This is a genomic window from Halosimplex salinum, from assembly GCF_003730195.1.
Classification (GTDB): Archaea; Halobacteriota; Halobacteria; order Halobacteriales; family Haloarculaceae; genus Halosimplex; species Halosimplex salinum.
In genome coordinates this window covers 296,345-320,822 of record NZ_QWGG01000002.1, presented here as the reverse complement: position 1 = coordinate 320,822, position 24,478 = coordinate 296,345, and the positions used below count along the sequence as shown (strand labels likewise).

20 protein-coding genes are annotated in these 24,478 nt (G+C 69.1%); 9 read left to right on the top strand and 11 right to left on the bottom strand.

The annotated features are described in order from the left end of the window. Positions 1-125: 125 nt before the first annotated feature. From D1409_RS06890 to D1409_RS06875, 4 genes are all read right to left on the bottom strand, one after another. Positions 126-1,487, bottom strand: a complete 1,362-nt coding sequence (locus D1409_RS06890) for a polysaccharide deacetylase family protein (protein ID WP_123535421.1) — start codon at positions 1,485-1,487, stop codon at positions 126-128. Positions 1,488-1,661: 174 nt separating this feature from the next. Next, positions 1,662-3,290, bottom strand: a complete 1,629-nt coding sequence (locus D1409_RS06885; protein ID WP_123535420.1) for a right-handed parallel beta-helix repeat-containing protein — start codon at positions 3,288-3,290, stop codon at positions 1,662-1,664. 363 nt (positions 3,291-3,653) lie between these two features. Further along, complete coding sequence (locus tag D1409_RS06880; protein ID WP_123535418.1) at positions 3,654-4,679, bottom strand: DUF354 domain-containing protein; 1,026 nt, start codon at positions 4,677-4,679, stop codon at positions 3,654-3,656. Then, positions 4,676-5,686 carry a glycosyltransferase family 2 protein gene (locus tag D1409_RS06875; protein ID WP_123535416.1) on the bottom strand — a complete coding sequence of 337 codons (1,011 nt, stop codon included), beginning with the start codon at positions 5,684-5,686 and terminating at the stop codon, positions 4,676-4,678. The genes D1409_RS06880 and D1409_RS06875 overlap by 4 nt, the downstream gene beginning before the upstream one ends. 376 nt (positions 5,687-6,062) lie before the next feature. Between D1409_RS06875 and D1409_RS06870 the strand changes: the two genes are divergently transcribed. The 4 genes from D1409_RS06870 to glmS all read left to right on the top strand — a co-directional run bounded on the left by D1409_RS06870 (position 6,063) and on the right by glmS (position 12,241). Further along, the gene (locus tag D1409_RS06870) at positions 6,063-7,400 is read left to right on the top strand and encodes a nucleotide sugar dehydrogenase (protein WP_123535976.1); all 1,338 of its coding nucleotides are present in this window, start codon (positions 6,063-6,065) and stop codon (positions 7,398-7,400) included. A gap of 413 nt (positions 7,401-7,813) precedes the next feature. After that, a complete protein-coding gene (locus tag D1409_RS25170; RefSeq protein WP_206424994.1) occupies positions 7,814-8,440 on the top strand; it encodes a DUF7344 domain-containing protein in 627 nt (208 codons plus the stop codon). Between the two features lie 277 nt (positions 8,441-8,717). After that, complete coding sequence (locus D1409_RS06860) at positions 8,718-10,211, top strand: helix-turn-helix transcriptional regulator (RefSeq protein WP_235853522.1); 1,494 nt, start codon at positions 8,718-8,720, stop codon at positions 10,209-10,211. A gap of 212 nt (positions 10,212-10,423) precedes the next feature. After that, positions 10,424-12,241, top strand: a complete 1,818-nt coding sequence (glmS, locus tag D1409_RS06855; RefSeq protein WP_123535414.1) for a glutamine--fructose-6-phosphate transaminase (isomerizing) — start codon at positions 10,424-10,426, stop codon at positions 12,239-12,241. A 398-nt stretch (positions 12,242-12,639) separates the two neighbouring features. Here the strand turns inward: glmS and D1409_RS25545 are convergent, their stop codons facing one another. Beyond that, a complete protein-coding gene (locus D1409_RS25545; RefSeq protein WP_206425012.1) occupies positions 12,640-13,419 on the bottom strand; it encodes a hypothetical protein in 780 nt (259 codons plus the stop codon). A gap of 371 nt (positions 13,420-13,790) precedes the next feature. Here D1409_RS25545 and D1409_RS06845 point away from each other — a divergent pair, with 371 nt between their 5' ends. Next, entirely contained in the window at positions 13,791-14,075 is a 285-nt protein-coding gene (locus D1409_RS06845) for a PadR family transcriptional regulator (RefSeq protein ID WP_123535972.1), read from the top strand. A gap of 215 nt (positions 14,076-14,290) precedes the next feature. On the opposite strand, the gene D1409_RS06840 is transcribed toward D1409_RS06845, so the two are convergent. From D1409_RS06840 to D1409_RS06820, 5 genes are all read right to left on the bottom strand, one after another. Further along, positions 14,291-15,910, bottom strand: coding sequence for an alkaline phosphatase family protein (locus D1409_RS06840; RefSeq protein WP_235853521.1), 1,620 nt, complete (start codon positions 15,908-15,910; stop codon positions 14,291-14,293). Positions 15,911-16,085: 175 nt separating this feature from the next. Next, positions 16,086-16,496, bottom strand: a complete 411-nt coding sequence (locus D1409_RS06835; RefSeq protein WP_123535412.1) for a hypothetical protein — start codon at positions 16,494-16,496, stop codon at positions 16,086-16,088. 448 nt (positions 16,497-16,944) lie between these two features. Further along, entirely contained in the window at positions 16,945-17,685 is a 741-nt protein-coding gene (locus D1409_RS06830) for a helix-turn-helix domain-containing protein (protein ID WP_123535410.1), read from the bottom strand. Between the two features lie 175 nt (positions 17,686-17,860). Beyond that, complete coding sequence (locus D1409_RS25810; RefSeq protein WP_123535408.1) at positions 17,861-18,094, bottom strand: DUF7576 family protein; 234 nt, start codon at positions 18,092-18,094, stop codon at positions 17,861-17,863. A 91-nt stretch (positions 18,095-18,185) separates the two neighbouring features. Further along, a complete protein-coding gene (locus D1409_RS06820; RefSeq protein ID WP_123535406.1) occupies positions 18,186-19,397 on the bottom strand; it encodes a site-2 protease family protein in 1,212 nt (403 codons plus the stop codon). Positions 19,398-19,540: 143 nt separating this feature from the next. On the opposite strand from D1409_RS06820, the gene D1409_RS06815 reads away from it, so the two are divergent. The 3 genes from D1409_RS06815 to D1409_RS06805 all read left to right on the top strand — a co-directional run bounded on the left by D1409_RS06815 (position 19,541) and on the right by D1409_RS06805 (position 21,336). Continuing rightward, positions 19,541-20,380, top strand: coding sequence for a sugar phosphate isomerase/epimerase family protein (locus tag D1409_RS06815; protein WP_123535404.1), 840 nt, complete (start codon positions 19,541-19,543; stop codon positions 20,378-20,380). Positions 20,381-20,458: 78 nt separating this feature from the next. Beyond that, positions 20,459-20,893: a cupin domain-containing protein gene (locus D1409_RS06810; protein ID WP_123535402.1), complete on the top strand. Its 435-nt coding sequence runs from the start codon at positions 20,459-20,461 to the stop codon at positions 20,891-20,893. Between the two features lie 92 nt (positions 20,894-20,985). Next, positions 20,986-21,336, top strand: a complete 351-nt coding sequence (locus D1409_RS06805; RefSeq protein WP_123535400.1) for a hypothetical protein — start codon at positions 20,986-20,988, stop codon at positions 21,334-21,336. A 10-nt stretch (positions 21,337-21,346) separates the two neighbouring features. On the opposite strand, the gene D1409_RS06800 is transcribed toward D1409_RS06805, so the two are convergent. Further along, positions 21,347-22,222: an NAD-dependent epimerase/dehydratase family protein gene (locus D1409_RS06800; protein WP_123535398.1), complete on the bottom strand. Its 876-nt coding sequence runs from the start codon at positions 22,220-22,222 to the stop codon at positions 21,347-21,349. Between the two features lie 138 nt (positions 22,223-22,360). On the opposite strand from D1409_RS06800, the gene D1409_RS06795 reads away from it, so the two are divergent. Continuing rightward, positions 22,361-24,412 carry a DEAD/DEAH box helicase gene (locus D1409_RS06795; RefSeq protein WP_123535396.1) on the top strand — a complete coding sequence of 684 codons (2,052 nt, stop codon included), beginning with the start codon at positions 22,361-22,363 and terminating at the stop codon, positions 24,410-24,412. The last annotated feature ends 66 nt before the right edge of the window (positions 24,413-24,478 follow it).

Sequence of the window (24,478 nt, the reverse complement as noted above, 5' to 3'; positions counted from 1 at the left end):
GCGGCGTGACGGTGCGGCGGAGTGGCAGAGTGGCGGAGCGGAGGCGGCGAAGCGGCGGCGCGGCAGCGCGGAAGCACGGCGAAGCGGCGGCGCGGCGGCGCGGAAGCACGGCGACTCGGAGCCGCCTACTCGGTGCGCATCGACCAGAGGTCGGAGAAGGTGATCGCCTCGACGCCGTCGGTCTCGACGACGTGGTCGAGGAGTCGCTCGTACTCGCCGGGGTCCATCGTGTTGTCGGTGCCGAAGTGGTGGAAGTTGAGGATGCCGCAGTTGCGGTGGGCGGCGGCGCGGTCGACGACGGTCTTCGCGACCGCGAGGTCGTGGCCGATGGTCCGCGGGAGGACCAGCGGGTCGAAGCCGTTGACGCCCGTCGTGTTCACGTCGCCCGCCTGGTTCATCCCGCCCATGTTGAAGTAGCGGTCGGTCACGTCCAGCGACGTGGCGTCGAAGTTGTTGCCGGGGTAGACGACGAAGTCGCTCCCGTCGAAGTCGTTGGCGAGCAGCCAGCGCTTCTTGCGCGCCAGCATCTCGTCGAGTTGCTCGGCCGAGACGGTGCTGAACGTCCGTCCGGTGGTCCCGTGGGCGACGACCTCGTCGCCCGCCTCGCTGACCTCGTTGAACTGGTCGCGACTCATGAACGGTCCCTGTCCGACGTGGTCGACGGTCGGTGGCATCGTCACGACGCTGGGCAGGTCGCGTTCGCGATGGAGCGGCGCCGCCTCCTCGGCGTAGGCGCGCCGCCCGTCGTCCCAGCTGAGGACGACGTACCCCTGGTCGGGCTTTGGGTGGGTCCGCACGTCGTCGACCCACACCTCGACGTCGTCGGGACTCGCGTTGAGCGCGACGAGTTGCACCCGCTCGACGTTCGCGAGGTCGGGGACCTGGTCGCTGGTGGCGTAGACGCCCGGGCAGGTGCGGAACCAGCCCACGTCGGGCGGCTGGTAGGAGAGCTTCCGGAGCGAGAGCGCCGCGTAGTTGCCGTAGCCGTCGACCAGTCTGACGACGAAGGCGATCTCGCGGGGCGTCGTCGACCGGATCGCGACCGAGAGGTCCCTGTCCGACAGATCCGTGGGCGAGATCGACTTCGCGATCGAGGCGTTCGCTCCGCCCGGGCCGACCAGTTTGACGCCCCCCGCGTCGGTGATCCCCCGGTCGGAGGCGCTGGCCTCCCCCGCGACCGTCCGCCACTCACCGGGGCCGTCCAGCGGGGCGAGCGACGCTCCGGGCTGGCCGTACCGCTCGCGCGAGCGGTGGTCCGTCCTGAGCTGTTCGCGCGTCGGCGTCGCCGTCGCGGTGTCGGTCGCGGTGGCCGTTCCGCCCGACCGGGCGGTCGTCGTCGCGGTCGTGGCGCCCGGTTCGGCGGTGTCCGTACCGCTGGCGTTCGGACCGTTCGAATCGGGCGGTGTATCGTCCGTCGCGTCGCCGCAGCCGGCCAGACCGCCCGCCGCGACGACTCCGCTCGCCCGGAGGAATCGGCGTCGGTTCATCGGAGACTCATCACACCGCACGTTCGCACCCGCGTGTTCCTTCTTATGGGGTTGGTAGCACGGCCGCCGCGCCGCGGCGACGCCGCTAGGGCAGTTCTAATCCGTGAGAGACTGCGCGTCGAACCGGCGCGAACGGAGACGGCGGGGACGCTGTGACGCGGCCCGGCCGCTGACTCAGAAGAAGGAGTTGCCGACCATCTTGAGGCCGGAACAGCCCTCGTCTTTGACGTCGTTTTCGATCTCGTTGTTCTTGAGGTAGACGCCCTCGGTGGAGTCGGTGAGGCGGATGCCCTGACGGTCGTCCGCCGAGTGGAACGTCGAGTTCTCCACCCAGGTGTCCGCGGCCGTGTCGATGAGCGGGTGCTGGCGGGCGGTGAAGTCGCACGCGTACACCATGCAGTCGTCGCCGAAGTTCTCCAGCGCGCGGCGCTTGGACGAGCCGGTCTGGTCCACGTCGACGGCGCGGAACTCGACGTTGTTCCGCTTGTTGTAGATGCCGGCGCGGTTCCACTTGTGGCCGGCCGACCCGGTGACGGTGACCTGCGCGAGCATCGCCGACTCGTCGTCGGTGCCTTCGCCGTCGATGTAGAAGGCGGCGCCGCCGGGGCCGTTGTGCTCGACGCTCGTCTGGTAGACGGTCACGTCGCCCGTCCGCGAGGCGAGGCAGATCCCGTGGTTGAACACGGGGCTGTCAACGACGACGGTGTTCCCCCCGAGGAACGCCTTCTCGACGTCCCACTGGACGGAGATCGCGTGGCTGTTGGGCGTGTCCGCGGCGATGCGGACGTAGCAGTCTTTCACGTCGACGTCGTTCGTCTTCTCGACGCGGATACCGCGCTGGGCCTCGGTCTCCTCCCAGTTCCGGTCGACGACGACGTCGACGCCGATGATCTCGCTGTTCGGCCCGCCGACGCGGACGTTCGCGCCGTTGCTGTTCCTGTAGGTGCCGCGCCAGACGCGGATCTGCCCGTTGGTGCCCGCCGCGTAGAGGCCGTTGTCCGGGAACCCGCCGAGTTCGCAGTTGCGGAACGTCATCCGACCCTCGTTGTAGGTGTTGCAGATGATGCCCGAGGGACCGCGCCAGAGCTTGTCGTGCGGGGCGTTGGCCGAGTACTCGCCGCCGTCGACCGCGGTGAACCGCTCGACGACGCCCGTCCCGTCGGGGTCGGTGACGACGAAGCGGCCCGGTCCCCAGGCGCCGGAGTCGTGCTTGCCCTGTACGTCGATATCGCGGACCTCGAGGCGGTCGGCGACGGCGACGTCGAGGACGCGGGCGCCCGTGTCCTCGGCCGTCTGGTCGACGGCGAAGTTCTCGACGAAGAGGCGGTCCCCGGGGTTGTAGGAGACGCCCAGCCGGAACAGCTTGTGCTTGTTGTCCCCGAAACTGTGGTAGTCGGCCGGCACGAGCGTGGCGTCGTTCCCGTACATGCCGAACAGGTCGAAGCCGGTCATCCGGAACTGCCGGTCCACGTGATACCGACCCGGCGGGAAGTACAGCAACGTCCCGTTCTGGAGTCGGTCGTCGTCCCGCAGTCCCTCCAGGACGTCGACGATGGACTCGGAGCCCGTGTCGTCGGCGCCGGCCTCGACCACGTCGATAACGCGGTCGAATTTCTCGCGCAGTCGCGTCGGAATCGCGTCGGTTCCCGTGTCGGCGCTCGCGAAGCCCGACCCGAATATCAGCCCGCCCGCGGCCGCCGCGCCCGTCTTCAGAACCGCGCGCCGAGAGAACCGTCCCCCATCGCCACCGCAGGTCCGCCCCGTTTCGCCGTGGTCGTCCGCATCGCCGTCCGTCTGTGTCATGTGTGCTTTCTCATTTCGGATACCTCCCCCTGTCAGTACCCCTTAACATGTCCACTCATTAAGTCCACACCGAGGAGAGCGGCTGAAAAGCCTGAACGTACGCCCCTCGATATCGGGTCAGGAACGCTCCGTTTCGAAATTTGATATCCGTATGGTGGCGCTCGGGCCGTCTATCGGGCCCCTGCGGAGAGACAGAGAGACGCGTCTATCGCTCGTATCGAAAACGCCGCGCGCGTCCGGGGACCTGTCTGGCGGGCCGTTCGCAGGGACGAAAACGACGGAGGAGCGCGGACCCGGCCCCGGTTCGCGCGGTCAGGCGACCGCGCGGACGGTCGTCGACCGGGTCGAGGCGTGGCGAACGGGTCACCCGCTCGCGAGGATGCGGTCGACGACGACGTCGGTCACGTCTCGCTTGTCCTCCAGGACGCGGGCGCGGCGTCGCTCCCATCGCTCCCCGTCGGGCTCGCCGAGCAGTTCGACCGCCCGGCGGACGCCCTCCTCGTGTCTGTTGGGACCGTTGTACTGGAAGACCAGTCCGTACTCCTCGGCGAGTTCCGTCGTATACCCCAGTTGTAAGGAGTTGACGTAGACGGCGGGCGTCCCGAGGAGCGCGCTCTCTGTCGCGGTCGTCGCGCCCTCGCCGACCGTCAGATCGGCGTAGTAGAGCAGGTCGTGCATCCGCTCGGGCGCGACCGACAGCTCCCGGTCGGCGAGTTCGGGCGGGAGGTCGACCTCGGCGGTGAGCTGGACCGTCGCGCCGGCCGCTTCGAGGCGTTCGACCACCTCGGTGAGGTCGTCGAACCCGCCCTGGCCCACGTCGTGCGAGGAGTCCCAGCTGCTGAATCGGCAGACGACGAGCGGGTCGTCGGGGTCCACGCCGGCGTCGTCGAGGACGCTCTCGTCTGGCGTGTACCGCGAGGGGTGCAGGTACGCGAGTTCGTGGTACCCCGGGTAGCGGACGTGCTTGTCGCCCTCGTCCTCCGTGTAGCAGTCGGGCGTGCACACCTCGTCGGCGAAGGGGTAGGCCAGTCGCTTGATCAGCGAGGCGTGCTCGGTGTCGTAGAAGACGACGCTGCGGGCGCCGACCGCGGCGGCGACGTGGGACGCGGCGACGCCGCCGACGGCCGCGATGGCGTCGGGATCGATCTTCCAGGCGCGCGCGAGCAGGCGGCTCTCGTAGGTGACCTGCACCCGGGCCAGCGACGGGAGCGACGCCGAGGCCCCGGCGAGCATCTCGTAGTCGATGCCGTACGCCGACAGCAGCGCCGCGGTCACCTCGTTCTCCCGGGCGAAGACGTGTACCTCGTGCCCGGCGGTCTCCAGTTCCCGGATGGCGTGCTTGAAGAAGTGGACGTGCCCGGGATGCTGGACGGTGACGACGACCTTCATTCCTCGCTCGACCCCTCCGCGTCGTCGCGGCGCGACAGCGCGATCCACGTCGCGACGGTGACGCCGACCAGGGCGCCGCGGACGACGGTCCGCGGGTCGGCGTTCTCCGGGACGAGCGCGCGACCGATGCGCCAGCAGACGCCGCGAAGCAGCGTCAGCGAGGTCGCGGGAACGAACTCGACGTAGTCGATCGTGCTCTCCTCGTCGTCGTAGACCGCGGGCATCGCGACGTCCGCCACGGACCTGTCGGCCACCTGCAGGCGGACGAGGAGGTCGTTCGGGTAGTCGTGGCCGTCGGGGAGCGACTCGACGTCGACGGCCGCGAGCGCGTCGCCGGAGATGGCGGTGTAGCCGTTCTGCGGGTCCATCACCCCCCAGTAGCCGCTGGCGATCTTGGTGAGATAGGTCAACAGCCAGTTGCCGAAGCGGCGAAACGGCGGCATCGCGCGGCGGTCCTCGGGGTCGGCCAGGCGGTTCCCCTTCGCGTAGTCGGCCCGCCCGTCGGCGACGGGGTCGACGAGCGCCGACATCAGCTCCGGGTCCATCTGTCCGTCCGCGTCCATCGTCACCGTCACGTCGATGCCCTCGTCGAGCGCGGTGAGATACCCCGTCCGAAGCGCCCCGCCCGCGCCCTGGTTCTCTTCGTGTCTGATCGGCATGATCCGTCCGTCGACGTCGGCGCCGGGGGGCCCGGGCCCGCTGGGGCCGGGGGCGCGGATCTCCGCCCACGTGTCGTCGGTCGAGGCGTCGTCGACCGCGTAGATGCGGTCGACGAACGGCGGGATCGAGTCGAGCACCTCCCCGACGCGGCCGGCCTCGTTGTACGCGGGGACGACGACGGCGACCGTCGTGTCCGCGTACGCGGTGGCGGCGGCCCGACTCTCGTCCGCCGAGCCGGTCCGCGAACCGCCCCCGTCCGGCGGGTCGGCCGGTCGTACGCGCCGATAGTCCGTCGTGCGGTCGATCGTCGCTGCGTTCGCTGTCAGATCGGTCGTGGTGGCGTGCATGGGAAACCCCTGTGTGGTCTGTCTTCGGATCCGTCGCGTGACGGGGCGAAGCCGAGATACCCCACGCCGTCAGCGGGTTTTATTATTGAGCTGATAAGCGATAGCGAGCTCACAACGATCGCAACGATTCCGAAAATCCGCCGCACATAGACCCAGCAGACCGCAATTACGCCACATCATCCGAGCGATCGTTTCGCGTCTTACCCCCGGGATAAGCGACCACCTATCAGATTTATAATAAAGTCCATCGCCGGCCGAGGTCGGACACGGACAGCGAGCGGGCGTTCGCTCGCGACGACTACCCATGGATCCGAACAGACCCAGCAATCCCGGCGACGAGCAGGCATCGCACGCACCGACGGACGGCACGGGCGGAATGACCGCGATCCCGATCGAGGGGCAGTCGACGGCCGACGATTCGTCGGCCGAGCCGGCGACGGTCTGCGTCGTCGGGCTCGGCTACGTGGGCCTCCCGCTGGCCGTCGCGTTCGACGAGGCGGGCCAGACCGTCGTCGGGTTCGACATCGACGACGAGAAGGTCGACGCGCTCGCGAACGGCCGCGATCCGACTGGCGACGTGGACGACGACGCCGTCGCCGAGGCCGACGCCGAGTTCACCACCGACCCGTCGCTCATCGAGCGCGCCGACTTCGTCGTCATCACCGTCCCCACGCCGATAGACGACCTGGAGAACCCGGACCTGGAGTTCGTCCGGGCGGCGGGCGAGACGGTGGGCGAACACATGTCCGAAGACACGACGGTCGTCCTCGAGTCGACCGTCTTCCCGGGCGCGACCGAGACCGTCCTCGTCCCGGAACTGGAGGCTGCCTCGGGCTACACCGCGGGCGAGGAGTTCGACGTTGGCTACTCCCCGGAGCGCGCCTCGCCCGGCGACGAGGGGCGGGGCGTGCGCGACGTGGTCAAGATCGTCGGCGCGGACGACGAGGCGGTGCGCGAGCGCCTCGCGGAGCTCTACTCGTCGGTGGTCGACGCCGGCATCTACCGCGCCCCGGACGTCGAGACGGCGGAGACGGCGAAGGTCATCGAGAACGTCCAGCGCGACCTGAACATCGCGCTCGTCAACGAACTCGCCATCGCCTGCGACCACATGGACCTCTCGACCGAGGAGGTGCTCGCGGCCGCGCGGACGAAGTGGAACTTCCACGGCGAGTACTCGCCCGGACTGGTCGGCGGCCACTGCATCCCCGTCGACCCGCACTACCTCGCCCACCGCTCCGAGCGCGACGGGTTCTCGCCGAACCTCGTCCTCAAGGCGCGCGAGATCAACGAGTACGTCCCCACGCACGTCGCCGAACTGGCCGTCAAGGCGCTCAACGACGCCGGGAACGTGCTCTGTGACAGCTCGGTCCTGCTGCTCGGACTCTCGTACAAGCCGAACGTCGGCGACATCCGTACCTCCGAGGTCGACGGCGTCGTCGACGAACTGTCCGAGTTCGGGGTCGACGCGGAGGGGTTCGATCCGCACGCGCCGGACGAGCGTGCCCGGGAGACCTTCGGGCTGCCCGTCCAGTCCACGTTCAACCCGACCGGGTTCGACGGCCTGGTCGTCACGACCGCCCACGACGAGTTCGAATCCATCGACTTCGACGAGGTGGCCGACGCGATGGCCGACGACCCGGTCGTCGTCGACGTCCCGGGCGCGCTCGACGAACAGCGCGTCACCGAGGCCGGCTTCGAGTACCGGCGCCTCTGAACGGTTCCCCAGTTGAACGAACAACGGTAACAGGGATCGAACGGACAACGGTGACAGGGATCGAACGGACGACGGTGACAGGAGTCGATCGCCGACCGGGACGGGCCGCGTCGGTCGGCCGATCGGACCGCCGCGCCCCCGTCGGACGAGTGTCAGACAGTGGTCGATCGACCGGCCGATGACCGGCCGCGGCCCCGTCCGGGTCGGCGAACAGGGGGGAGAACCCGATCTGTCCGCGGACGAACTGGTTTGCAGACGGTAGAACCGGTTTCAGCAGTTTCAGCACCTGATTCGGTGTTTTAGACCGTTTCAAGCGACGGTTTACGGCCTTCCATAGCCGCTGCAACAGTCGTCAACGGTCGGGACGAGAGCCCCGTCTTATTAGAATATCCTGGAATGTCCAGACGAAGCCAATGAGCCACTCACTGCAGAAGACCGACACGACGGCCGCCAACGCGCTCTCGAACGACGAGCCTACCGACGAGGAGCAGGAGACGGAGCCCGACGACGACTCCGACCCGCTCGGTAAGAACGAGTTATTCCACCTGCTGCAGAACGAGCGGCGGCGCGCGGTCATCCGCTACCTCGAGGGAACCGACCAGACGGTCAAGATGCGTGACGTCGCGGAGCAGGTCGCCGCCTGGGAACACGACACGACGGTCCGGGCGCTCACGTCCGACGAGCGCCAGCGCGTCTACATCGCGCTGTACCAGTCCCACCTCGACACGCTCGACGAGGCGGGCGTGATCGACTACAACAAGTCGCGGGGCCTCGTCGACCCGCAGCCGCCGCTCGAAGACGTCGCGTCGTACATCGAGGACGAGCCGAACGCGGACGAAGCCGAGGACGACTCGGTCGACATGTGGGACCAGGGCTACCTGAGCCTCTCGCTTCTGGGGTCGCTGCTGCTCGTCGGGTCCGTGTTCGACGTCACCCCGTTCCAGTTGCTCTCGGGATTCATCGTCGGTGTCATCGTCGTCACGATGGTCTCGCTGCTGACGGTCACCAAGATCACGACGACCGCGGACACCGACGCCTGACGCTACTGCGACCGAACCTGCGCCGCGTCCGACCGTCAGATCGCCGAACTGCGACAGCCACCAGCCGCTGCTCACGCGAGGAGAATGCCCAGATACCAGAGCGCCGTCCGGCGATCCACCGGACCTAAACGAACCGGGCGGTCAGTTAGTAAAGTAATACGTATACCGGGACAGCCTGTGTAGGCTAACAACACGCAACGAAGCCGTCTGGGAATCGATCGAAATGGTTAGCAGAACACACGTTGGAGCGTTCGAAGCGCGATTCAAGCGATAGAACATGGCCCGAACACACGTCATCGCCGTACTGCTGTGCCTCCTCTTCGTCGGCGTCGCCGCTACGCCGCTCGCGGGAGGAACGGTGACCGGAGGTACTGAAGTGGTCCAGGAGGACTCGGACCACGGTCACACCGCCGCGGTCGAACCAGCGGGGAGCCCCGCCGCGACCGAGACCGACTCCGGGACCGCGTCCGTGGACCTGACGATACGCAACGGGACCGTCAGGCAGACGTACGACAACGCGACGTACGTCTGGCAGCAGTCGGCGGTGACGCTGGTGGCCGAGACGAACGCGCGCAACCATCGGAGTTTCAGCGTCTGCCTCACCGTCGACGGCGAGAACGTGACCGACGGCTGCCGGTCTCACTCGCTCATCACCGACGATTACACCGTCACCGACGAGTACACGTTCGACTCCTGGCCGACGAACCGGACGGGGGAACAGACGGTGACGGCCACCGTCAAAAACGAGAGCAGCGGCGCCGTCATCTCGTCCGTCAACCGCACCGTCGTCGTGATACGCCCCGAAGGCGATTTCGACTCCGACCGCCTGACGAACGGCCAGGAGGTCGACCGCGGCACCGGGCTCAACCGGACGGACACCGACATGGACGGGTTAGAGGACGGGCCGGAGGTCATGGAGTACGGAACGGATCCGGTCGACAACGACACCGACGGCGACGGGCTCACCGACGCGACCGAGGTCAACGGCAAGACGAACGCCACGGGCCCGGACACCGACGGCGACGGGCTCGAAGACGGGGCCGAGGTCGACGAGTACGACACCGATCCGCTGGACGAAGACACCGACGACGACGGTCTCTCCGACGCGGTCGAGGTCGACGGACCGACCGACCCGACGCTGGCCGACACCGACGGCGACGGCCTCACCGACGACCGTGAGGTCGACGGGCCGACCAACGCGACCGTCCCGGACACCGACGACGACGGCCTCGTCGACGGCGCGGAGGTGGACACCTACGGCACCGACCCGACCGAAGCCGACACCGACGGCGACGGCCTCTCCGACGCGACCGAGGTCTCCATCGGGACGAACCCGACCAGTCCGCTGACCACCGGCTTCATCGTCATCGGCGTTATCGCCGTCCTCGCTGTGCTCGTCCTGATCCAGCGGAAGATGCTCCCGGACGTGACCTCTATCGGGCGCGAACCCGAGCCGCCGGCGACGGAAGCGGCCGACCGGGACGAGGCGCTCGACGCGGCCCCGGATCCGGTCCCGCCGCGCATCCTGAGCGACGAGGACCGCGTCCTCCAGTTGCTCCGCGAGGAGAACGGCCGACTGCCCCAGAACGAGATCACGGAGAAGACCGACTGGTCGAAGTCCAAGGTGAGCCGCCTCCTCTCGAAGATGGAAGACGGCGGAGAGATCGAGAAGATAAACGTCGGCCGCCAGAACATCATCGCGCTCGAGACCGCCGTGCCCGACAGCGCGCGGTCGCCGTTCGAAGACGCCGCCCCCGGGGACGACACCTGACGCGGCGGTCGATCCCGACAGTTGTCCCCAGTTGCGGCCGTTATTTCGGCGCTAACCCGATCGTTACTATCTGGATAGTAAACCCCTCCCCGCGAGTGGACGGTGATATGCAACGAGTACGACCTTCTCGAACCGACGGACTCCTCCGCACCACCGGCACCCGACGCGCGACCGGGCGGCGGTCGTCCCTGCTCCGGGGGGTGTTCGGATAGATGTGCGGCATCATCGCGCGGATCGGCGAGGGAGGGACGGTCGAGGACCTCGTCACCGGGCTGGAGAACCTGGAGTACCGCGGGTACGACTCGGCCGGCGTCGCCGTCCAGAACGGCGACGGGATCGCCGTCCGTAAGCGCTCCGGGCGGGTCGACGAGCTCCGCCGTGCTGTCCGGCGGCGACGCCTCCACGGCGAGGTCGGGATCGGCCACACCCGCTGGAGCACCCACGGGCCGCCGACGGACGAGAACGCGCACCCCCACACGGACGAGTCGGAGGCGGTGGCCGTCGTCCACAACGGCGTCATCGAGAACTACGACGACCTCCGCGCGGACCTGCGCGCCGACGGCGTCACGTTCTCCAGCGACACCGACACCGAAGTCGTCCCGCACCTGATCGAGCGGAAGCTGGAGGAGGGCCTCGAACCCGAAGCGGCGTTCCGCGCGGCGCTCGACGCGCTGGAGGGGAACTACGCGATCGCGGCGCTCGTCGAGGACGACGAGACGCTGTACGCCGCCCGCGACGGGTCCCCGCTCGTGCTCGGCGTCGCCGCCGACGGCTACTACCTCGCCAGCGACGTGCCCGCGTTCGTGGAGTTCACCGACCGGGTGATGTACCTCGAAGACGGCGACGTCGTCGTCGCCCAGCGGGACGAACTGCGCGTGACCGACACCGCGGGGCGGCCGGTCGACCGCGCGGTCGAGACCGTCGACTGGAGCGCGGACGAGGCCGGGCGGGGGTCCTACGACCACTTCATGCTCAAGGAGATCCACACCCAGCCCGGCGCCCTCGCCAACACGATCGAGGGGCGGATCGACCCCGAGCGCGGGGCGGTCTCGCTCGAGGATTTCCCGCAGGGGGCCTTCGACGACGTGCGACGCGTCCAGCTCGTCGGCTGCGGCACCTCCTATCACGCCGCCCTGTTCGGCGAGACCATGCTGAAGCGGGCGGGCGTCAGAGCCGAGGCGATACGGGCCAACGAGTACGGCGTGTCCGCCGGGCCGGCCGACGAGGAGACCCTCGTGGTCGCCGTCACGCAGAGCGGTGAGACGGCCGACACGCTCGCCGCGGTCGAGGACGCGGGCCAGCGCGGTGCGCGGACGCTCGCGGTGACGAACGTCGTCGGATCGTCGGTGACCCGCGTCGCCGACGACTCGCTGTTCATCCGCGCCGGCCCGGAGATCGGCGTCGCCGCGACGAAGACCTACTCCTCGCAGACGGTCACGCTCGGGCTGCTCGCCCTGCGCCTCGTCGACGACGTCCCGGCGGCCGACCCGCACTTCGACCGCCGCGAGCTGCTCTCGGCGCTCCGCGACCTGCCCGACCAGGTGGAGTCGGTCCTGCAGACGAACGACGCCGAGTCCCTGGCACGCACCTACAGCGACCACGACTCCTACTTCTTCATCGGCCGCGGGCAGGCCAACTCGGTCGCCAAGGAGGGCGCGCTGAAGTTCAAGGAGATCACCTACGAGCACGCCGAGGGGTTCGCCGCCGGCGAGCTGAAACACGGCCCGCTCGCGCTCGTGACGCCGAACACGCCGCTGTTCGCCGTCTGTTCCGGCGACGAGGAACAAGACGAGAAGACGCTCACGAACGCGACAGAGGCGCAGGCCCGCGGCGCGCCCGTCGTCGTCGTCGGCCCGGACCACTCCGACGACGTCGCCGACGCCCGCCTGCCGGTCCCTGACACCCACCCCGTGTGGGCGACGCTGCTCGCGAACGTCCAGCTCCAGCTCGTCTCCTACCACGCCGCGGTCCAGCTCGACCGCGCCATCGACAAGCCGCGGAACCTGGCCAAGAGCGTCACCGTCGAGTGAGGCCGCCGCGCGAGCGGTTCTGCGAACGCGATTTCGACGCGACGCCCGAGAACGGACCTCATTTTTCGCCACCGACGGCGCGACCGACGGACCCGAGAGAGCTCCGCGGACTTCGAGCGCCCGACGTCAGCGACCGCGCGCTTCAGTGACCGCGCGCCATAGCGAGTGCGTACCACAGTGACCACGCACTTCAGCGACCGCGCTCCTCAGTGACCGCGCGTCGACGGACCCGACGGGACCGCGAGCAGAGGTGTCACCCCCGGCCGCTCGCGGGACACCGGGGACGCTGGCGCTCACGAGAACGCAAGCGAGAGAACTGGTGAGAGCGAAGTCTACACCGGGGACGAGCGGCGACGACCGGCCGAAAGACCCGGCCGCAGAGCGACCTCGGCTGCGGACTACAGGAAGAAGTTCGCGATCGAGGGGAACAGACCGCCGCCGTCGTCGTCGTCAGTCGGCGTGTCGGTGGGTGTCTCCGTCGGTGTCGGCGTGGCCGTCTCGGTGTCGTTCCACGCGTCCGTCGGCGTCGGCGTGGCCGTCTCCGTCTCGTTCCACGTGTCAGTCTGTGTCGGCGTCGGCGTTTCAGTGTCGTTCCAGGTGTCCGTCGGTGTGGGCGTCGGCGTGGGCGTCTCCGTGTCACCCCAACCATCCGTCGGCGTCGGGGTCGGCGTGGGCGTCTCCGTGTCGCCCCACGCGTCTGTCGGCGTCGGCGTCTCGGTGGCAGTCGGCGTCGGCGTCTCGGTGGCAGTCGGCGTCGGCGTCTCGGTGGCGGTCGGCGTCGGCGTCTCGGTGGCGGTCGGCGTCGGCGTCTCGGTGGCCGTCGGTGTCGGCGTCGGGGTCGCCGTCGCGGTCGGAGTCGGAGCGGCACTCGCCGTCGGCGGTGCGTCGGTCGGCGCCGCGGTTGCGGTGGCCGTCCCGGCGGCGCTCGTTCCGGGCGGGTCAGCCGACGCGCTCGTCGTCGAGGGCGGATCGTCCGGCGTCGTCGTCTCGTTCGCGGCGCCGAGTCCGGGGGTTCCGCCGACCGTATCCCCCGCGATCGCGAACCCGATCCCGGAGAGGAAGAGGAGGACGCCGACGCCGGCGAGGAGGATCTGGAGCCTGTCGGCGAACCGCGCGCGGCGGCCCCGACGGCTCGGTCCGCGACGGGCGACGCCCGCGCGGGCGGGACCGGCTGTCACGGGTCGACCCTCCGGTGCGGACAGCGGCGGTGGTCGGTTCTGCCCGGTCTGCCGGGACTGACGGGTTCCATAGGTAGGACACCGTAGACCGCCCGGACGGTTTATTATCGGCACGGTAAGTCGACCGCCGCGACGGCTGCCGGCCGAACGGGCACGAGACGGCGCTTACCGTCCGCATAATAAACCCACTGGCCGTCGTTCGTCCAGTCGGCCGGTCGGAATCGCAGCCATCCGACAGGCAGTCCGTGACTCCACCCACTCGACGCCCGCCGCCATTTTTTGCCACTCCGACGAGATATCGGGGCCGTTAATCGCGGCAACGATCGGGACGGTATATACTGGTCGTCGCCCACTGTTGGCACATGAGAACCATCCACAAACTCCGCGGCTTCCAGCGGGACCTGCTGTTCGTCATCAGCGGCCTCACAGACCCGAACGGACAGGATATCATGGCCGAGGTGGAGCGGTCGATCGACGACGAGGTCCAGCACGGCCGCCTCTACTCGAACCTGAACGAGCTCGTCGAACTCGAACTCGTCGAGAAGACGGCGAAGAACGGACGCACGAACCGCTACACGCTCACCGCCACCGGCTGGGAGGTGCTGGAATCCAGACACGAGTGGGAGAGCCACTACCTCGAGACCGGGTCGTCGTGAGAGGATCGAGCGCCTATTGACGGCCTCCGACGGCGGGACGGCTCACGACGATGGCGGAGCGGAGCGAGCGAACGACCGACGGGGACCGACCGCTGTGGCTGCGAGACGACTGTTTCTACGACGGATTCCGCTATCGGAATATCCGAGTGAGGAGCGACAGCGCTCGACGACTCACGCGCGGGAAGAACTGGCTCCGTCGGCGTCGACGGCGGCGGTCACTCCAGGTATCCGAGGTCGGCGAGGCGGCCCTCGACGCCGGCTTCGATGTCGTCGGCCTCCCCCTCGTAGGGCGGGTAGCTCCTGGGCGGGACGCGGGCGGTAACGGGCAGCACGTCGCCGTCCATCCGGGTGCTCGGTTCGATTCCCATGCTCGCGAGGATCGTCGGTGCGACGTCGAACAGGTGCGGGTCGACGGCCGCGGACTCGTCGATCCCGTCGCCGCAGGCGACGAAGACGCCGTCGCGCTTGTGGTTCCACCGCGTCTTGCGCTCGCCGAAGGGGTCGCCCGCGAGCTGGTCCGAGAGGAAGTGCTGGAAGTCGTTGGGGACGACGACCACGTCCACCGCCTGTTCGAGCTCCGGCCCGTGGAAGTACTCCTCGCGCGGACCCACCTCCTCGAAGACCGGCTCGCCGCCGGGCGCGGTGACCGACCGGAGCGCCTCGACGAGGTCCGCGCGGACGGCGTCGTACTCCGCGGGCGAGACGACGCCGTCGGGCTCGCGGCCCGCGAGGTTGATGCGGACGCCCAGTTCCGTCCGGGCGCGCAGATACGCCGTCGACTCCGCGAAGTCCACCTGTTCGGTGGCCGTCCGGGAGACGTTCGCGGAGAGGTGCTGGCTGACTGCGTCCGCGAGGTTGACCCGTTCGAGCGCCGAGCGGGCCCGGTCGGCGGTGAGGCCGACGGAGGCCGCGCTCGCGGCGGCCCGCTCGACCAGCGACGGCTCCCACGACTCCGTCGTCTCGCCGTGGCGGAGCTTGTCGCGGATCGGCGACCAGCCGGGCATCCCCTTGCCGCCGCGCGTGCCGACGACGTGGCCCTCCTCGCGGAGGAAGTCGTTGACGCGGAACTGCGGGCGTTCGTAGGGCCCCATACCGTGGTCGCTGGCGAGGAAGACGCGGTCGGGGTCGCACTCGTCGAGCACCCGACCGATGGCCTCGTCGGTGGCCTCGTACACCCGGCGGACGGCGTCCCAGTTCCCGTCGAACTCGTGGAAGACAGTGTCCGGGCGCTGGAACTGGACGAATCCGAAGTCGGGGTCGTACCGGTCGGCGAGGTATCGAAAGGCGTCGCCCCGCATGCGCACGAGGTCGGCGTACTCGCTCGTCTTCTCGTCGACGGTGTAGGAGTCGTCGTCGGTGTGGTACGCGGGGTAGATGCGATACTCGCCGATCTCCGCCCGGACGTCGTCCAGGAGGCCGGACGGGTGACAGTCGGGGTCTTCCGGCCCCATGAATCCGGGGATCACAGCGCCGTCGATGGCGGGGGGTGGGGCCGTCACCGGACCGTTGACGACGACGCTGGTCTTGTCGTGTCGGTCGAGCAGCTCCCAGAGCGTGAACTCCCTGACGTCGCCGGCGGTGACGACGCGCCAGTCGTACCCCTCGTACGTGACGAAGCCGTAGACGCCGTGTTTGCCGGGGTTCACGCCGGTGTACAGCGACGGCCACGCGCTCGGCGTCCACGGCGGGATCTGCGACTCCATCGGCGCGGCGACCCCCTCCGAACAGAGCGACTCGAGGGCCGGGAGGCGCCCCTCGTCGAACAGCCGTCGGAAGACCGGCAGGCAACCGGCGTCGATGCCGACGAGAAGCGTGTTCACGTTCGCACCCGTCACGTCAGATCACCCGACGGGAGCCGTGGTGACCGCCGACCGGCGGCAGTCCAGTCGCTCGAAATCGGTCGGGCCGTCAGTGCTCGCAGACTCATGGAACGGGGTTGCGGTGCCGTCCATTTCGTTATGAATCAGGTAAACGACGGCGGAGTGGACGGTCGGACCGCGCCGCGAGTCCTCACTCCGTCGCGCCCGTGTCAGTCGATTCCGTCGTCGTGTCGTCGTCGGCTCCGTCGTCGAATTCGGAGTCGCTCTCCGTGTCCGTGTCGGCCTCGGTGTCGTTGCCGGCGTCGGATTCGGTGTCGTCACCCATGCCGGCGTCGGTGTCGTTGCCGGCGTCGGACTCGGTGTCCGTCTCTTCGTCCATCGGATCGTCGCCCTCGGCGGTCTCGGTCTGCTCGTCGAGCGGGTCCTCCTCGTCCGGGCTGTCGGTGGGCTCACCGAGTGGGGCGTCCGTCGACGTGCCCGCGTCGATACCTCCGTCGTCCATCGGCTCTGTGCTCGTGCCCGCTCCCGGGCCCGGGCTCGAACAGCCCGCGAAGATCAGGAGCAGGGCCAGCAGCGGAACGAGTAGCAGTTTGGGCTTCATGCGGCGAGTTCGGCTGGCGCCCGTTCGATGATAAACCGGTCCGGTCGTTCCGTTCGTTGCCCGCAGTTCCGGTCATTTCCAACGGTCGAAGCGACGCGGTCTCGCCGCGCCGAGTTGCAGGTATTTTCCGCGGAGAACCGGTGATACCCCCACTAGCACACCGCTAACCGACGGCCCGACGCCGCCCGCCCGACCGGACACCGTCGGCCCGGGACTGCGACAGACGCGCGCCAGACAGCGGGGAACGGGTGCCGTCTCCAAGTGCGTGCGGACGGGCGACCGACGGTGCGCGCGTCGGAACGCGCGAGCGGTTCGCTGGGTGGACCAATCGAACCGTCAGTGCGGTCGGAAGAAGGGGAGGTGCGCGGGAACCGTATCGGTGCGCTCGGGATGCAGCGGCGGTCGTCGGCGGATCAGAACGCGCCGACCCAGCGTGGCTCGCCGCGGATCAAAACGCGCCGAGGTTGTAGGCGACGAGCTTCCCGGTGGCAGTTCGGAGGCGCTGAGAGATCGCGGACGGCGAGACGTCGAACATGCTCGCGAGGTCGTGCTGGGAGATGCCACGGGGCGTCTCGAAGTACCCGTGGTCGATGGCAGCGGACAGCAGCTCCCGCTGGTCCTCGCTGAGAACGACGTCGTCCACGTCGTCGACCGTTCCGAGGCGGGAGAGCCGAGCGAAGTCGAACGACAGGTCCTCGGCCCGGAATCGGTCGGTCAGCGTCGTGAGCACCGACCGAGAGGAGAGGTACGCGCGGACCGACCAGCCGTCGCGGGTGGAGCGGACCTCCCGGACGACGGCGTCGACCGCGTCGAACGCCGGCATGAGTCGCGTCGCATCGGAGGCGACGGTGACGCGGTAGAGGCGCTCCGTGTCGAAGGCCGCGACCGTGCGGTACTCGGCCACGGTCGCGTCGTCGTCGAGCGCCGCGTCGACCCCGTCGAGCGCCCCGCCCGAGGCGGTGACGAACAGTTCGTCGGTGTCGGTGCCGGCCCAGGACTGGACGTCGAAGCTGAACGAGACCGACGGGAGGGCGGTGATCGTCGGAGTCAAAACGAGGTCGGACCGCGAGAGACGTGTCTCCGTATCGATGTCGTAGGTATCGGCTCCGCTCTCGTCCGCCGGGGCCGCGCGGGAGGCAGCGACGCCCGGCGGCGACGTAGAGATCGACGAGTCGTCTGCAGCTCGCATTGACGCGTCGTACTCCCCACGCGTGGAAGGGCCTGTCCGCTATTATCAGCGAGACCCGCGACCCGCCGGTCTCTAGATGGCTAGTGCGGTGGGGGCGGGACCCGTCGACCGGCGTGCGGTCCCGCGAACCCGTCGACTTCGGTCCGGTCGTCGAGCGGGAGCGTGCCACCAGTGCTCACGGTGAGTCGCCGGGACCGTCGCGCGCGGCGAGCCACGCCGTCCGACAGGCCGTGCGACAGAACGGATAGACACGGTCGCCGTCCGGCGGGGCCGCGGCCGAGTGCCAGACCCCCAGGGCGATTCCCGTCCCGCAGGTCGCACACCGTGTGCGCCGCCGCGAACGCGACGGGTCGGCCGCTCCGCCGGTCGCCGGGTGGTGAGCGACACCGTCGACCGACGGGGAGTCCATACTGCGTTGTCGGAGGCGATACACATTCCTCCACTCGTTCACATCTGGCCTCCTTAAGTGAGCGCCCCGGCCCCGCGACCCGCCGGGTCGCTCAGGGCTGGCGAGACTCCTCCGGGCGGAACACGTCGGGGCCGCTCTCCTCGGCCGGTTCGGACTGGTAGCGACCGCCCGACTTGATGATCGAGAGCGCGGTCATGATGTCCGTCCGGGTGACGAGACCGACGAACTCCTCGCCGTCCATGACGAGCAACCGGCCGACGGACTGGGAGTCGAGTTCCTCCAGCGCCGTCATCACGTCCGCGTCGGGCGCGACAGTGTAGAGTTCGGTCGACATGATCTCCTCGACCCGGTAGGCGTCGCGCTCGACCTCGCGGACGGCGCGCGCGTCCTCCAGCGTCACGAGCCCGACGATCTCGCCGTCGCGCTCGACCGGGTAGCCCGTGTGGCGCTCGCGGAACATCGTCTCGATCAGCGCCGTGACCGACTGGTCGGCATCGACGGTGGTCACGCGGTCGGCCGGCGTCATCACGTCGCGGACGGTCACGCCCTCGAAGGCCGCCCGCATCACCGTCTGCTGGGCCTCGGTCGCCGCGCCGATGTAGATGAAGAAGGCGATGGCGACGAGGAAGAGCCCGCCGCCGCCGAACAGGCCGAACAGGCCGAGGACGACGGCGAACATCTTGCCGACTTCGGCGGCGATCTCGGTCGCTCGCGCGTAGGGCCGGGTGCGGTTGAGCAGCGCCCGGAGGACGCGCCCGCCGTCCATCGGGAAGCCCGGGAGCATGTTGAACCCCGCGAGGACGACGTTCATGAGCGCGAGGTAGCCCAGGACGAACTGCGTGGCGGCGACGGCCAGGGAGTCCCCCGCGGGCACCGCGAGGAAGGCCGCGTAGGAGAGGACGCCGAGGGCGACGCTGACGACCGGCCCGGCGATGGCGATGGCGAGTTCCTGACGCCAGTCCTCGGGGACCTCCTCCATCTGGGCGATGCCGCCGAAGATCCACAGCGTGATCGACCCGATCGGGAAGCCGTAGCGCATCGCGACCAGCGAGTGGCCCAGCTCGTGGAGGACCACCCCGACGAACAGGCCGAGCGCGGCGACCAGCCCCAGCGCCAGCGATAGCTCGGTCGAACTGGTGAGCAGGTCGACGGCGATAGACGACCCGAAGAGGTCGTTGACGAACCCGACGTACCGGCCGATCTGCGACCCGATAGCCCAGGCGAACAGCGGCAGGACCAGCAGGAAGGTGAGATCGAGGTCTATCGGGATCCCGAACGCGCTCCCGATACGGAATCGTCGCATACCCCAGAGTAGGGCGGGGACGGTCTTAAGCGCGTGTCCCGTCGCCAGCGGAACCCCCTCGTAGCGCGTGTCCCGTCGCCCGGACACGAGCGAGATTCGCTCCCTGCCGAGGCTATAAGCCGTGCGGCCGACGACTCCGGACCATGTACACCAGTTTCGGGCCCGCCGCGGTCGGCGTCGACCTGCCGTTCCCGGACGCGGCCGCGCTCGCGGCCGAAGTCGGCTTCGACGGGATCCAGACCGACCTGTCGTTCCTCGACGACAGCCGCCCCGAGACGTACCGCGCGGTGCTCGACGAACACGACCTCCGGCCGGGGAGCGCGAACCTGCCCGTGGACGTGACCGGCGACGCCGACGCCTACGAGGCGGACCTCGCGGCGCTCCCCGCGGTCGCCGAGGCGGCCGCGGCCGTCGGCTGTACCCGGATGTCGACCTACATCATGTCCTTCAGCGACGAGCGCCCCTTCGAGGAGAACGTCGCGTTCCACCGCGACCGCCTCGCCCCCGTCGCCGACGTGGTGGCCGACCACGGCATCGACCTCGGACTGGAGTTCCTCGGCCCCGAGACACTCCGCGAGGGCCACGAGTACGAGTTCGTCTCGACCGCCGAGGGGATGCTCGACCTGTGCGACGCCGTCGGCGACAACGCCGGCCTCCTGCTCGACTGCTGGCACTGGCACACCGCGGGCGCGTCGGCCGCGGCGCTGGAATCGCTCGACGCAGACGACGTGGTCGACGTCCACGTCAACGACGCGCCCGAGGGCCTCGCGCTCGACGAGTACGTCGACACCGAGCGCGCGCTGCCCGGCGCGACGGGCGTGATCGACGTCGAGTCGTTCCTCGGCCGCCTAGACGCGATTGACTACGACGGCCCCGTGATGGCCGAGCCGTTCTCCGACGAACTCGACGCGATGGACGACGCGGCGGCCGCTCGGGAGACGGCGCAGTCGCTGGAGCGCGTGTTCGACCGCGCCGGCGTCTGAGCGGCCGGACAGTCACCGCCACGTCGCCCGATCCCCCGCAGGGCCACAGTCTTTGTTCCCCCACCCGTAGCCGGGCGCATGAGCGACAGCGATCCGCAGACGCCGCTGATTCGTCGCGCCACCGACATCGAGTACGAGTCCGTCGACGCCGCCGACGGGCTCTCGAAAGCCGTCCTCATCGGCGAGGACCACGGCGCCGAGAACCTCGCGATCCGGCGGTTCACGCTCGCACCCGGCACCGAAGTGCCGAAACACACCAACGAGATCGAACACGAGCAGTACGTGCTGGCGGGGGAGTACGTGGTCGGGATCGACGCCGAGGCGTCGGAGACGCCCCGAGTCAACGGCGAAGCCGTCGACGGCGAGGAACACACCGTGAAAGGCGGCGACGCGCTCCACATCCCCGCCGGCGCCGTCCACTGGTACCGCAACGAGCGCGAGATCGAGGGCGCGTTCCTCTGTGCGGTCCCCACCGGCGACGACGCCATCGAACTGGTCGACAACGAGGAGTGAGCGGAGCGGTCTCTTCTCCTCAGTCGGGTCGTGACTCACCGCCGACGCACAGCCCCGGAAACACCATACCGATCGATCCCGAACTACCGCCCATGAGCAGTCAGGAACCGGCGGACGGCCAGTCCGACTCCATCGCCACGCGGATCGAGCTCTCCTTCCCGGCGGACGTCGGGAAACACGGGCGCAAGCGGATCGACTCGGACTACTACAAGAAGTACCTCACCAAGGTCCACGACACCGCCGAGGTCGGCGACGAGTGGGACGAGTTCACCGACGTGGGCTGCTGTGGCAGTCAGATGGACGTGCCGATGGTAGTGGAAGCCGTAGAGGGCGGCTCCCGCGTCGGTCTCGACACCGAGATCGAGTACACCGAGCGCGAAGCGTGCGGTGTCAACCAGGGCTGGTCCGTCCAGCACGACGAACCCGAGGCGCTCGACGACTGAGCGGTCCGTTTTACACCTTGGGGACGGGCACGTCCGCGTCGGCCGCCTCGCGCCACGACCGGGTCGGCTGCCAGTCGAGCAGTCGCTCGGCCTTCGCCGTCGAGTAGGCGGCAGCGGCGCCCGAGACCGTGCAGTCGTCGGGAACCCTGCCGTAGTGTTCTTCCAGCAACTCCGCCAGCGGCCGGCCGAGCGCGTTGTCCGGGCCGACACAATTGAACGCCTCGTGGCCGGACACGTCGGCGGTCAGCGCCGCGGCGACCATGTCGGCTACGTCGCGGGCGTCCACGTACGACCAGTAGTTGCCGGCGCCGGCGCTCAGGTCGTCGACGTACGCCGGATCGCGGCAGGGGTACTCGCCGGGCGTCTGGATCCACGACGGCCGGAGGGAGAGCACCGGCACGTCGTCCCGGCGGGCGATGGTCCGCCCGATCTCCTCGGCGACGACCTTCGAGAGACCGTAGTCGTCCTCCGGGCGGAGCGCGTGGGATTCGGTGATCGGGAGTTCGTCCGGGACGGGCGTCTGTTCGGCGAAGAAGAAGCCGTAGGCGCCGTCCGAGGAGGCCTGGACGACCCGGGCACCGATCCGCCCGGCGGCGGTGAGGACGCTGTGGGCCGCGAACGTGTTGTTCCGGTAGGTGTCCACGCCGGGGTGGGTGTCCGCGACGGGGATGGCCGCCCAGTGGACCACCGCGTCCGGGTCGAGCGCCGTCAGCGCGTCGAAGACGCTCCCGGCGTCGGTCAGGTCGAGCGCGCGATAGTCGACGTCGGGATGGCCCTCCGGGCCGGGGTGGTTCCTGTCGAGGCAGGTGACCGCGTGGTCGGCGGCGAGGCGGTCGACGACCCAGCGCCCCGACGCCCCGCGACCGCCAGTGACGACGATGTCCATACCCGAAGCGGGACCGCCAGCGACCAAAGTGTGGCGGGTCGCTCACCGGCCCGACTCTCGCCGCGCGGCACTGACACGCGGTATCGACCCGCACGACAGTCCGAATCGCTGATATACCTCGATAACGGATGGAGAGACGTGTCACAGCAGGTCGGCGAGGTCGGGACGCTGTTCCTCCACGAGTACGGCGACGACGTGCGGGTCGCCGTCGTCAAGGACGGAGAGCGTCGCCTCCACGCGATTCTGGAACTCAAGGAGACCGACGCCGGGCCGCGCCCGGCGCGGCTCCGCGTGAAGCGCGGCTCCAGCGAGGAGCCCCGCCCGCCCGACCTGTTCCTCGAACTCGCCCGCTCGGCCTCCCGGATCCGCATCTCCGAGCAGACCTCGCCGGCCGTCCGCCGACGCCTCCAGGAGCTCCTCGACGCCTACCAGCTGGAGGGGAAAGCCGTCAGGACCTGCCGCTACTGCGCCAGCGAGGGCCACTACTCGCCGATCACCTCGGAGACGGCCATCGAGGCCGACGGCGAACACATCTGCCCGGACTGCGCGAAGGCCGAACTCGACCGCGAACTCGCCTACAAGGGCGAGATCACCGCCGGCGCGCGCGACCGCCTCTACGACCTCCTGACCGAGGTGCAGGACCTGAAACGCGTCTCGAACCTCCTCAAGGGCGACCTCGACCCCGATCTCACCAAGTTCGACGAGATCTCGGCGACCGTCGACGAGGTCGATCCAGTTCGTGTGGACTCGCTGGACCTCCACCCCGGCATCCAGGACCACATCGAAGGCCGGTTCGACACGCTCCTGCCCGTCCAGAGCCTCGCCGTCGAGAACGGCGTGACCGAGGGCCGGGACCAGCTAGTCGTGAGCGCGACCGCGACGGGGAAGACCCTCATCGGCGAGATGGCCGGGCTCGACCGCGTCCTCAACGGGGAGGGGAAGATGCTCTTCCTCGTCCCGCTCGTCGCGCTCGCCAACCAGAAACACGAGTCCTTCGAGGAGCGCTACGGCGACATGGTCGACGTGTCCCTCCGCGTGGGCGCGAGCCGCATCAACGACGGCGGCGGCCGCTTCGACCCCGGCGCGGACGTGATCGTCGGCACCTACGAGGGCATCGACCACGCCCTGCGCACCGGCAAGGACCTCGGGAACATCGGGACCGTCGTCATCGACGAGGTCCACACCCTCGGCGAGGACGAGCGCGGTCACCGCCTCGACGGCCTCATCTCCCGGCTGAAGTACTACTGTGGCGAACTGGCGGACAACAGGAGCACCCACGGCACCCAGTGGATCTACCTCTCCGCGACCGTCGGCAACCCGAGCGACCTCGCGAAGAAGCTCCGCGCGCAACTCATCGAGTTCGAGGAGCGACCGGTCCCCATCGAGCGCCACGTCACGTTCGCGGACGCCCGCGAGAAGACCCAGATCGAGAACAAACTCGTCCGCAGGGCGTTCGACACGAAGTCCTCGAAGGGGTATCGCGGGCAGACGATCATCTTCACCAACTCGCGGCGGCGCTGTCACGAGATCTCCCGGAAACTCGAGTACGAGTCGGCGCCCTACCACGCCGGCCTCGACCACCGCCGCCGGAAGAAAGTCGAGGGGATGTTCGCCGACCAGGACCTGGCCGCCGTGGTCACGACCGCCGCGCTGGCGGCCGGGGTCGACTTCCCCGCGTCGCAGGTCGTCTTCGACTCGCTGGCGATGGGCATCGAGTGGCTCACCGTTCAGGAGTTCCACCAGATGCTCGGCCGCGCCGGCCGCCCGGACTACCACGACAAGGGGACCGTCTACGTCCTCGTCGAACCCGACGGCCACTACCACAACAGCCAGGACATGAGCGAGGACGAGGTGGCGTTCAAGCTCCTGAAAGGCGAGATGGACCCGGTTATCACCCGCTACGACGAGGGCGCGGCCGTCGAGGAGACCCTCGCCAACGTCACCGTCGCCGGGAAGCACGCCCAGCGGCTCAACGAGCGGATGATCGGCGAGGTGCCCACGAAGCACGCGCTGGGCAAACTCCTCGAGTACGAGTTCATCGACGGGCTGGAACCGTCGCCGCTCGGTCGAGCCGTCACCTCGCACTTCCTCTCGCCCGACGACGCCTTCCTCCTCCTCGACGGCATCCGCAAGGGACAGGACCCCTACGAGATCGTCGGGACGATGGAGTTGCGCGACGAGGAGCGGTAATCGCCGGCGACACGGCCGGAGACCACGCGACCAACCGCACACTTTTTCAGACTCCCACACACCGGT